The sequence below is a fragment of the Dechloromonas denitrificans genome, assembly GCF_020510685.1.
GTDB classification, from domain to species: Bacteria; Pseudomonadota; Gammaproteobacteria; order Burkholderiales; family Rhodocyclaceae; genus Azonexus; species Azonexus denitrificans_A.
Genome location: NZ_CP075185.1, coordinates 2,237,380 through 2,249,800 on the forward strand (window position 1 = coordinate 2,237,380; position 12,421 = coordinate 2,249,800).

The 12,421-nt window shown below is 55.6% G+C and carries 3 protein-coding genes; all 3 read left to right on the forward strand.

Annotation, left to right across the window (positions count from 1 at the left end; translation table 11 throughout):
- Positions 1–121: 121 nt before the first annotated feature.
- From KI611_RS10670 to KI611_RS10680, 3 genes are read left to right on the forward strand one after another with little or no spacing between them, the layout of a single operon-like run.
- A complete protein-coding gene (locus tag KI611_RS10670; protein WP_226419800.1) occupies positions 122–2,287 on the forward strand; it encodes a peptidase domain-containing ABC transporter in 2,166 nt (721 codons plus the stop codon).
- Between the two features lie 33 nt (positions 2,288–2,320).
- On the forward strand, positions 2,321–3,304 hold the full coding sequence (locus tag KI611_RS10675; RefSeq protein WP_226419801.1) for a hypothetical protein: 984 nt from the start codon (positions 2,321–2,323) through the stop codon (positions 3,302–3,304).
- Position 3,305: 1 nt separating this feature from the next.
- Positions 3,306–12,389 carry a beta strand repeat-containing protein gene (locus KI611_RS10680; protein ID WP_226419802.1) on the forward strand — a complete coding sequence of 3,028 codons (9,084 nt, stop codon included), beginning with the start codon at positions 3,306–3,308 and terminating at the stop codon, positions 12,387–12,389.
- Positions 12,390–12,421 lie beyond the last annotated feature (32 nt).

Genomic DNA, 12,421 nt, shown 5'->3' on the forward strand with positions numbered 1-12,421 from the left:
GCGAGCTGAAACAATCCCCCTGGTTTCTAGCAGCAAACCGCAGTCAGTTAAGTCTTTGGTGGTATTGACTTGGCATTTAGGGCCACCCAGAATGCCCAATCTTCATAAAATTAAGCTGGCGATGGAAACTTCAGAGGGAGGGCTGGGGTATCAGGACGTGCTGTGGCTGCTCGGCAGCCTGTGCAGTCTCTATCGCATTCCCTTCGACCCCAAGCTGATCGAGCAGGACTTCCCGCCACCGCATAGTCTCGCTACCTTTCACGAAGCCGCCCACGCCTTGGGCTTCAAGACTGGCCATAGCGCCCATCCAGCCGACTGGCAAAAGCTCCCCCTGCCGGCCATCGCCTTCCTGCGCGCCATCCCGGAAACGAACGCCGACGAAGCCATCCCCACCATCCCGGTCCTCATCCTCAAGACCGATGGCCACAAACTGCTTTACTTTCGTTGCGGTTCACAAGCCCCGGAAACCCTCACCGTCGACGAAGCCGCCAGCCAGTTCGAACCCGGCCTCATCCTTGCCTCGCGCGAAGCCAGCGGCACCAACAAGGAAGGCGACATTCCCGGATTCGAAACCGAAACCAAGGAATTCGGCTTCCGCTGGTTCATCCCCGAACTCGTCAAACACAAAACGATCTGGCGGGACGTGCTACTCGCCAGCCTGGCCATTCAGCTCGTCGGCCTGGCCACTCCGCTCTTTACCCAGGTTATTATTGACAAGGTCGTCGTCCACCAAACCCACAGCACCCTGATCGTCCTTGGCGTCGCGCTGGTCATGTTCATGCTCTTCACCAGCGGCATGTCTTGGCTACGGCAATACTTGGTGCTCCATACCGGCAATCGTATCGATGCGGTCCTTGGTAGCCAGGTCTTCCGCCACATGCTCAGGTTGCCCTTGCCGTACTTCGAGAATCGTCCGACCGGCACGCTGGTTGCCCGGCTGCACGGTGTAGAGACGATACGGGAATTCGTTTCCGGTGCGGCTGTCACCTTGGTACTCGATCTTCCCTTCTTGTTCATCTTCCTCGCCGTGATGTTTGCCTATAGCTGGCAGCTGTCACTGATCGCCGTCGGCTTGTTGGGTGCCATCGCCGCCATCAGTTTTCTTGTCGCCCCGGTCTTCCGTGACAGGCTGAATCAACAGTTCATGCTCGGGGCGAGAAACCAGGCCTTTCTGACCGAATACGTCGCCGGCATGGCTACCGTCAAATCTTTGCAGATGGAGGCCGATATCGACAAGAAGTACGGTGACTTCCTGGCCCAATACCTGGCCGCCGGTTTCTCCACCAAGCAGGTTGGCAATACCTACAACGTCATCAGTAACGGCCTCGAACAAGTCATGACCCTGGCCATCCTGATCGTCGGCGCCTTGCTGGTCATGCAGAACGACGGCTTCACCGTCGGCATGCTGGTTGCCTTCCAGATGTTCGCCGGCCGGATGAGCCAGCCACTCCTGCGCCTTGTCGGCCTATGGCAGGAATTCCAGCAAGCCAACATCGCCGTCAAACGTCTCGGCGACATTCTCGACATGCCGCAGGAACCGCATACCCTGACCCCGACCCGGGAGAACAACGGTCCCGGCCGCATCGACCTGCGCCACCTCGCCTTCCGCTATGTCGAACACCAGCCCTGGCTCTACCGCAACCTCAGCCTGACGCTGAAGCCCGGTCATCTAACGGTGCTGATGGGGCCCTCCGGCTGCGGCAAGAGCACGCTGGCCAAACTGCTGCTCGGCTTCTACCAGCCAAACGAAGGGCTGATCGCCCTGGATGGCAAAGATATCCGCCACCTCGCCGCCAACGAACTGCGCCAAACCTTCGGCGTCGTGCCCCAGGAAACCGTGCTCTTTGCCGGCACCCTCTACGACAACCTGGTCATGGCCCACCCACATGCCAGCTTCGAGGACGTGATCCAGGCTTGTAAGGCGGCGGAGATTCATGAGGTCATCGAAACCCTCAACGACGGCTACCAGACCGAAATCGGCGAGCGCGGGACCGGGTTATCCGGCGGCCAACGTCAAAGAATTGCCATTGCCCGGGCGCTGCTCAAACGGCCGAAGATCCTAGTCTTCGATGAGGCGGTGTCGAATCTGGATCAGCAGACGGCGGAACACTTTGCGAGGACGATCAACAAGCTCAAGGGGAAGGTGACCATGCTGTTTATTACGCATCAGATTCCACGAGGGCTGGCGGTGGATGAAGTGATTGAGCTTGGAACAAACTCGACACGACAAATGGAAGTCGTGGAAGAAGAGATAAATAATTCGTTCTCGGTAAATTTGACGACATGAGAAATGGCAATCGAGATTTGAAAGGGAGTCGAAATGGCAAAAGCCATTAAACGGAAACGAAAAATGTCGCTGCCGCTCTTTAATGCTCAGCAGTCACCAGTGAAAAGTGGTTCAGGCCTCTGCCGATATATCAGGAATCAAGCTCTGGCTGTTGTTTCACTCTTCTACGGTTTGACAGGAGCAGGCTATACCCAGACCGAGTTGTATAAATACCGCTTAGAGGAAAGTAAAGACAGGAGTCTGTGTGTGCATATGACCCAAGTCTTCAACCAGAATTTTAAGGCCCCTTGGGATAGGGGCGTTGGAGCGGAGGGGGCGAATCCGACTGTCTTCGGCAAACCGTATGACCAAATATTTGAGCGGCTTCCCGAAGTTGGTTTCGACAGGGAGTCGACCTACGAGATGCTGCTGTCAAAGTTCCCATCTTCACCAGAGTTTGATGCTGTGAAATGGAAGGAAGGGATGGTTTGCTACCCGGAGGGGGGTAACGAGGATATTTGCCATCCGCACCCCATGTTGGTCGCTGAAATCGATATTGACAACGATGGGCATAAAGAGTGGGTGGTGAAGCATTCGTTCATGTTCAAGATTCCCACAAAATTCGTCTCTGATGCAGGCGACGAAGATTACTCTGGCGAGGATGGGTTAGCTCTATTTCCAAAAGACGGGCTTGATTTAACAATGCCCTTGACACTTAAGCAACTCGTCCACGGACAGAAGTCTGGTCGCCAACCAAGATTACTTGATCTGAAAGTCGCCCTGCAACTCCGCCCCTTTGCTTATAAGGGGAAAACCTACCTTTCAGCATATCAAATCGTGTTGGACGACAAAAATTTATCTCCAAAAAAACATCCTCCATATCAGCTATATCCCGACCGTGAATACATGAACATCCTGCGCGTTTTGGCGGGTGGCAAGCGTCTCGAAGGCCAAATTATCGAAACGGCGAATACCGAGAGCGTATGTCGCATCCGAATGATCATGCTGAATAACAACACTGTATCTGAAGGGAATTGAAATGCCACTCAATGTGCTTCACACCAATTTTCTCTATGGCTCATACCAAAGTGACCTGCGCTTTTTCTTAAAGGTGGCTGAGAACAATCCACTGCGCCTCAATCCAACCAATGCTTCAAATCTGAGTATCACGACCGACTCAGTTAATCGTCCAGTGATTGGCTACGGATACGACCTTGTGGCAAACCGTGGGAATACAGCTATCAATAATTTGACAGCAGCTGGTGTCGTGCTTACTCAAGCTCAGCGTACTGCTCTTGGTGCGCTATCCGACACTACTACTGGAATCCCTGCTGATCTTGCTGGATTGGTTCTGCCAAGTGAAGCAACTGCTACCAGTTTGCTAGACATCGCAATTGCCACTCGTGAAGTAGCATTCAACCTGTTCATGGCGCGAAATGGAATTACGCTTGGCGATTCCCGCGAGCGCGCCGTTTTAATATCTATGTGGTATCAAACTCCAGCCTATTTCCGAAGTAGGAGTGGTGCGATAACCAACATGACGCAAGCTCTGATCGATGGCAATCGTGCGGAGGTTTGGTATCAGATACGGTATGGGTCTGCAGCTGGTGGTGGTGGCATCATCAATCGGCGTTACGCCGAGTCAGCTTACTTTGGTCTTTATGAGAGCGGTACTGTTACCGAGAATGAGGCTAAAAACATCTTCCGAATGCTCGGTTCTCATCGAAAGGAAATACTTTCCTATGATCAAACGAATGTCGCAAGAATTGCGTCCGCCGCAACAACATATGGACTCACTGTTCCTGCCTTAAATGACCCCGAAGGATTGGGTTTGGCAAAAGATAGGATGATTGCTGACCTAGCGGCACTCTATCCAAATCTATCGGCACAACTTGCCAATGTCAACGCCTCAAATATCTACCTCAATCCTGCTAATACTACCGATGCCAATCGTGGCGGAACTATTGATGCTTCAGCATTCGAATCCTATTACAGTAACAAAAACGACCTTCTGATTGGACTTGATCAGGCGGATTCTCTCAAAGCAGGGCAAGGCGACGATTTCCTTATCGGCGGCCTCGGTAACGACTCTCTACAAGGCGGTTCCGGCCTTGATAGTTATATCTTCAGTTCTGGTCAGGGCAAAGACATTATTGACGACATTGATGGCGTAGGCCGGATCATTGTCGGAGGCCAAGAGTTTACCGGAGCGGCCTCAAATAAATACAGCCTTGATGGCAATAAGCAGATTTGGGAGTCGGCCGATGGCACCGTTACTTATCTCTACGACCCCAACACCAAAGCCTTGACACTCAAGGGTAGTGCATTAGGTGACGGGCAGATCATCATTGACCACTTTGACATTACGCAAAGCAATGGAAGCGGCTACCTCGGTCTAAAACTTGAACAAAAATCCCTCGTCGAGTTAGTTACTTCTGGCGGCTCAAAACCATTTAGCGAAGTCGGCCACCAATCACAAACTAATGTTTCTGATCTGGCTGAAGGTCTGGGTAAGGGCATTAAATGCTTCCTTAATGCCCCAGCAAAACTCGGAGACATACTCAAACTGAGTCTTGCCGGTGGGGACGGGGGAATGTTCTCTTGTGTCACCGGCGATGATGTAATCAGTTTTTCCGAAGGGGAAATTACCCTGGAACTTGTGGAAGGGCAAACCGAGATTTCCTTTGCCTTTTTGAGCACAGGGGATGTCGATACCGATGCCGTGCTTACGCTCTCTGCCGCATTAACGCTCGCGGACGGAAGCCAGACAGCATCCAACGACATGACCATCAACTTCGACGCAATCGATGAAGCACAATCCCCGGAAACGAATACCACGATTTCCGGCGACATTGTGCCGACTGATACCAATCTATCCAAAGAGGGCATTCAGGCGGAGGGAGATGCATACTACAACCCGCTGGGCGAAGCGGGCGCGTATGAGGATATTCTGTTTGGCAGTTCCGGCAATGACCGGATTTTGCCCGGCGAACTCGATGACGACGTCAATGGACTTGGAGGGAATGACTGGATCAGCGGCGGTTCGGGACGAGACTATATCAATGGCGCAGATGGTAATGATCTGCTCGAAGGAGAGGCTGACAGCGATATTCTCAGCGGCGACGCCGGTGACGACATGCTGTATAGCGACAATCGTATAGAGACCGCGATTGCCATTGAGAACGGGAATACTCAGAGCGGAAGTGGGCAGAAGGGTTCATGGCTTTCAGGCAATGAGGGCAACGACATCCTTGTCTCCGGTGCCGACAATGACATTCTTACTGGAGGTGCAGGGCAGGATGTTTTGGTGGCCGGAGCAGGCGATGACAATATTCTGGGCGATGCGGATTACTCGGTGCAACAACTGTGGGATAGCCAATGGCGCTTCAACCTGAATGGCACCAACTGGTATCACGCCAATGAGCAAACCCACGCTTGGGGTTATACCGATGAAGGAAATACCCGCGTGTTCTCCCCTGTTGAAGGGGAAGTGGAGCCATCGGGTGGCGGAGCTGACCTTATTCATGCTGGCGCGGGTGACGACCGCGTGTGGGCAGGGGCAGGTGATGATCTGGTTTTTGGTGAAGATGGCAACGACAAGCTTATTGGCGAATCCGGCAACGATAATATCCTGGGGGGCGCAGGTGATGACATCATTTCCGGAGACGCCTCATATCTCGACGGAGCGTTGCATGGAGACGACTTCCTCGATGGTGGCGAAGGCAAGGACTCAATATACGGAGATGGTGGCAATGATGTTCTGTACGGTGGTGCGGGCGACGACACGGTAAGCGGCGACAGCGGTGACACGGCAGATGGCAATGACTATCTGGATGGCGAGGACGGGGATGATCTGCTGTTTGCTGGCGGTGGAGAGGATACGATTTATGGCGGAGCCGGCAATGATCAACTGTTTGGGGACAACGGCGATACCTTAGAAGACTTGTTGGGTGACGATTACTTGGATGGTGAAGGTGGAAATGACACTCTAGATGGTGCAGGAGGCAGCGATACCTTGTATGGCGGTGCCGGTGACGATCGACTAGATGGAGATGATTCCAATACTCCAACAAGTAAGCAGGGGGATGACTATCTGGATGGCGGGGATGGCAATGACATTCTGGTAGGGGCTGGGGGTAGCGATACGCTTGTCGGAGGAGCCGGCGTCGATCAACTTTTTGGCGAGGCCGATGACACTCCGGAAAGTGTTCAAGGGGACGATTATTTGGATGGTGGCGAGGGCGATGACACGTTGGCTGGCGGAGGCGGTGTCGATACGTTGTTCGGTGGTGACGGCAACGATCAATTGTATGGTGACAATCAAACAACGCCGACATCGAAACTCGGTAACGATTACCTTGACGGGGGCCTTGGAAACGATCTGCTAGTTGGGGCGGGTGGCAGCGACAAGCTATACGGCGGCGACGGTGATGACCAGTTGCATGGTGACTCCTCGGATACACCACTGGAATTCCAGGGAAATGACATTCTTGATGGTGGCGCCGGCAACGATGTTCTGAATGGCTATGCGGGCAACGACGTTCTTGACGGAGGTGACGGTAACGACAATCTATATGGCGGAGATGGAGACGATGTCCTTGTCGGTGGTTCAGGCAACGACTTCTTGAGTTCCGGCAAAGGTAATGACACGCTAGATGGTGGTGAAGGTAACGATATTTACGTCATTGACTTGGGAAGTGGCGCGAAACACATTCTGGATAGCGCTGGTTCGAACATGCTGATTCTCCAAGGGGGAATCAACCTGAACATGATTCACCTAGGGCTGGGTTCCCTCAAAATCAGCACCGGTGTTGCCGGCGATGAAATCCATCTGGACGGGGTAGATTACGACAACCTCGCAGGAACATCCCCAATCAGTTCGATTCAGTTCTCAAATGGTCAGACGATGAGCGTCGCCGACGTCATCGCGGCCGTGGGCATTGATCTGCCGACGACACCTGATGCTGATACGGTTCAAGGCACTTCCGGCCGAGACAACATTGATGCCCTTGCCGGGGACGATACCGTCAGTGCAGGTGCTGGTGACGATCAGGTTGGATTGGGGGCTGGCAATGATATGGCCGATGCCGGCGATGGCAACGATCTGGTAACGGGAGATGACGGTGAAGACACCATTTATGGCGGAGCTGGCAATGACTCGGTAAGCGGTGGTGCCGGTATGGATACGCTGTATGGGGATGCTGGCAACGACACGCTCGATGGTGGCGCAGACAACGATGCGCTGGATGGCGGAGACGGCAACGACCTCCTTGCCGGTGGCAGCGGAGACGATACCCTGTCTGGTGCCTTCGGTGACGACTCGCTGAACGCTGGGTTGGGGAACGATGTCCTGAATGGTGGCGGAGGCACCGATTTTCTCGATGGAGGCACGGGAGCAGACCAGATGGCAGGCGGCGCCGGTGATGATAGTTACCTTGTTGACGATCTTGCCGATCAGGTCACGGAAATGGCAGCCGAGGGCTACGACACGGTACGCAGCATGAAGAGCTTTACCCTGAGCGCGAACGTCGAAGCGCTCGTTCTTGAAAATGATCCTACCGCCTTGGAGGGAACCGGAAATGAATTAGCCAATTCACTAACCGGTAATGCTAACGATAATACCCTGCTGGGTCTGGCAGGGGACGATTATCTGATTGGCGCTGCGGGTAACGACCTGCTGGATGGCGGCACAGGCACGGACACACTGGTTGGCGGCAGCGGCAACGATACCTATATGGTCGACGCCTCGGGCGACTCGATCACTGAGCTCTCGGCGGATGGTAACGACACGGTCCTGGCGAGCGCGGACTATGTTCTGAGTGCCAATATCGAAGCCCTCACACTGTCGGGCCTTGCGCTTGCCGGCACGGGCAACGATCAGGCAAACACCATTGTCGGAAATGCGCAGGACAACGTTTTGAATGGAGCCGGCGACAACGATGTACTGATCGGCGGTGCCGGCAGTGACCGCTTGATTGGTGGTCTCGGGGTAGACGCTATGACAGGCGGAGTTGGCGATGACACCTACGAGGTAGATGACGTCGCCGATAGCATCACAGAGACCGCGAATGAAGGAACGGATACGGTACAGAGCTCAGTATCCTACGTTCTTGGCGAAAATCTGGAAAACCTGACACTTACAGGGAGCTTCGATACGAATGCAACGGGTAACGCGCTAAACAACGAATTGATTGGGAGTACTGGTAGCAATCGCCTGGATGGCGGGCTGGGTGCTGACGTAATGACCGGTGGTGACGGAAATGATATTTACGTTCTGGACAATATGGGGGATCAGGTTGTTGAATTGGCCAATGGCGGTATTGATATGGTTGAAGTCGGGACCAGTTACTCGGCCGGAAACAATATTGAAAATATCCATCTGACCGGGTCCAGCAATATCGACGCCACAGGTGATAGCGGTGACAACGACCTCATCGGCAATTCCGGCGACAACCGGCTCGACGGTGGGCTAGGCGATGACTGGATGTCAGGTGGCACGGGTAACGATACCTACTACACTGACGCTCAAAACGACCAGATTGAAGAATCCTTTAACGAAGGCATCGACACCGAAATCCGCAGCTTTGAAACTACCTACCTGCTGGCCGGCGGTGTCGAGAATCTAACCCTGAGCAGCACCATCTATCGCGGCAACGGCAACGAACTCGACAACGTCATCACCGGCAACGATGCTGACAACAACCTCTGGGGCATGGCAGGCAACGATACCCTGGTCGGTGGCGGCGGTGCCGATGCGCTATTCGGCGATGTCGGTCAGGACACCCTGATCGGCGGTGCCGGTGATGACTACTACGAAATCGACGACGCCGATGATGTGATTGTAGAAAATGTAAGCGAAGGCGACGACTTTGTCCGTTCCACGGTCAGTTGGACCTTGGGTGCCAATCTCGAACGCCTCGCGGTCGATGGCGATACTGACCTCACGGTGACGGGCAACGCTCTGGACAATGGCTTGTGGGGCAATCTGGGCAACAATACCCTGACTGGTGGTACCGGCAACGACTATCTCTATGGCGATCAGGGTGACGACGTTTACGTTTTCAATCGGGGCGATGGCCAGGACTCCATTGACACCACGGATGTTCTGGATGCCACCGACACGCTGCACTTCGGTGCCGGGATCACGGATAACGATGTGCTAGCCTTCCAGTACGGCAGCAACATGTTCCTCAAGGTCAAGGGGACGAACGACCAGATCGGCTTCATCGATTACTACGGTGGTACGACAACGATTGATGGCGTCAGTGCCGACCACATGGTTGACCAGATTGAGTTTGCCAATGGCGTCGTCTGGGATCAGGCCATGATCCAGACCGTCGTCGACCGGGCCAACAACAATCATTCGCCGACGGTGAACAGCTACTTGCCCACCTTGCAGGCAAGGGCTGGTACAACCTTCAGCTATACGGTACCGGCTAGCACCATCACTGATCCGGACGTCTGGGATTCAATCACCTATAGCATCAAGATGCCTGATGGCTCAGCGGTGCCGGCCTGGCTTCAGTTCGACTCGGCCACCGGCATCATGTCCGGAATGCCGACAAGCGGTGATGTCGGCACCCTGCTGTTCATCCTGTGGGGCACGGACAACTACAACTACTCGGCCGGCGAATACGTCAACATGACCATCGGTGCCCCGAACCGGACGCCGACCCTGGCGACGGCTTTGGCAGATCAGGCAGCAGCCCAGGGGGGCACCTTCAGCTATACCGTACCCACAAGCGCTTTCACCGATCCAGATGGTGATTCCTTGTCGTACACCGCGACGCTGTCCGATGGCAGTGCTCTGCCTTCCTGGCTGACATTCAATGCTGCGACGCGCTCCTTCGGCGGCTCGCCCAGCGCCCTCGGCACCGTCAGCGTCAAGGTGACGGCCAAGGATGCGGGCAATCTGAGTGCTTCCGACATCTTCGACATTACGGTCAGCGTCCAGAACCTGACGTTGAATGGCACCACCGGCGCCGACACCTTGAACGGCGGTGCCGGCAACGACACGCTCAATGGCCAGGCCGGCAATGACACCCTCAACGGCGCAGCAGGCAATGACATCCTGAACGGCGGCACCGGCAACGATACGATGGTCGGCGCTTCCGGTAACGACACTTACGTCGTCGACAGCGCCACCGATGTGGTGACTGAAGCACTCAATGAAGGGACTGACCTGGTCCAGACCAGCGTCACCTACACGCTGGCTGCCAACGTCGAGAACCTGACCCTGACCGGCACAACGGCCATCAACGGAACAGGTAATGCCCTGGATAACGTGCTGACCGGCAACAGCGCCAACAACACGCTGACCGGTGGTAACGGTAACGACACGCTCGATGGCGGCACCGGCAACGACACCATGGTCGGTGGCCTGGGCGACGATGTCTATGTCGTCAATGTCAGCACCGATGTCGTCACCGAGGCGGCCAGCGCGGGGAACGATACCGTTCAATCGAGCGTCACCCTGACTCTGGCGAGCAACGTCGAGAATCTGGTGCTGACGGGAACGAGCGCAATCAACGGTACGGGTAACACGCTGAACAACGTGCTGACAGGTAACAGCGCCGCTAACACGCTGTCCGGCGGTACCGGAGCGGACACGATGATCGGCGGCGCCGGCAACGATACCTATGTCGTCGACAGCACCGGCGATGTTGTGACGGAGAACCTCAACGAAGGCACTGACCTCGTCCAGTCGAGCGTCACCACCACGCTGTCGGCCAACGTCGAGAACCTGACCCTGACTGGCACAACCGCCATCAACGGCACCGGCAATGCCCTGGACAACCTGCTGACCGGCAACAGCGCCAACAACACACTGACCGGCGGCGATGGCAACGACACCCTTGATGGCGGCACCGGCAATGACACCATGGTCGGCGGTCTGGGTAACGACACCTATGTTGTCAACGTCAGTACCGATGTCGTGACCGAAGCAGCGGGTGCTGGCAACGACACCGTTCAGTCCGGCGTGACCCTGACGCTGGCCGCCAACGTCGAGAACCTGACCCTGACCGGCACCACGGCCATCAATGGAACCGGCAATGTCTTGGACAACGTGTTGACCGGCAATAGCGCCAACAATACGCTGACCGGTGGTGATGGCAACGACACCCTCGATGGCGGCACCGGCAACGACACCATGGTCGGTGGGCTGGGCGACGACGTCTATGTCGTCAATGTCAGCACTGATGTCGTGACTGAAGCAGCCAGTGCCGGCAACGACACCATTCAGTCGGCGGTCACCCTGACGCTGACCAGCAATGTCGAGAACCTAGTTCTCACCGGAACGACGGCCATCAACGGCACCGGCAACACCTTGAGCAATCTGGTCCGAGGCAATACGGCGATCAATACACTCAATGGCGGAACCGGCAATGACATCCTCGAAGGCGGTGATGGTAACGACATCCTGACCGACACCGCGGGCACTGCTCTGTTCAACGGCGGCTCAGGTGCCGACACCCTCACCGGTGGCGCCAGTGCCGAAGTCTTCCTAGGTGGATTGGGCAACGATACCTACACCACGGCGGCGGGCAACGACACCATCCTGTTCAATAAAGGCGATGGTCAGGACACCTTTGCCACGGGTGGAACCGGTAGTGACGTCATTTCATTGGGCGGCGGCATTACCTATGCCGATCTGGTCTTCACCAAGGCGACCAACGATCTCGTCCTCAAGATCGGGGCGACCGACCAGATCACCTTCAAGGACTGGTATATAGGCACACCGTCCAAGCCTGTCGCCAAGTTGCAGATGATCGCAGAAGCCATGGCCGACTTCGCCGCCGGCGGGGCCGACCCGCTCAAGGACCAAAAGGTGGAGAACTTCAACTTTGCCGGCTTGGCAGGTGCCTTCGATGCCGCACGAGCCGCCAATACTGGCTTGACTAGCTGGGAACTGACCAACGCTCTGACCAGCTTCCAGTTGGCCGGTTCGGACAACGCAGCGCTGGGCGGCGATCTGGCCTATCAGTACGGCAAGAACGGCACGCTGGCTGGGATCGGGGTGACGCCCGCACTGGCCACCTTGTCTGATACCAATCTAGGTACGACGGCACAAACCCTGACGCCGCTGGCGGGGTTGCAGACCGGCTCGGTGCGTCTGTCTTAAGACCTCTGCCTACGACAAGGGCGGCGGTAGCG

Coding starts and splice junctions, on each gene's coding strand:
- KI611_RS10670 (WP_226419800.1), top strand. CDS start 122: ATGGAAACTTCAGAGGGAGGGCTGGGGTATCAGGACGTGCTGTGGCTG.
- KI611_RS10680 (WP_226419802.1), top strand. CDS start 3,306: ATGCCACTCAATGTGCTTCACACCAATTTTCTCTATGGCTCATACCAA.
- KI611_RS10675 (WP_226419801.1), top strand. CDS start 2,321: ATGGCAAAAGCCATTAAACGGAAACGAAAAATGTCGCTGCCGCTCTTT.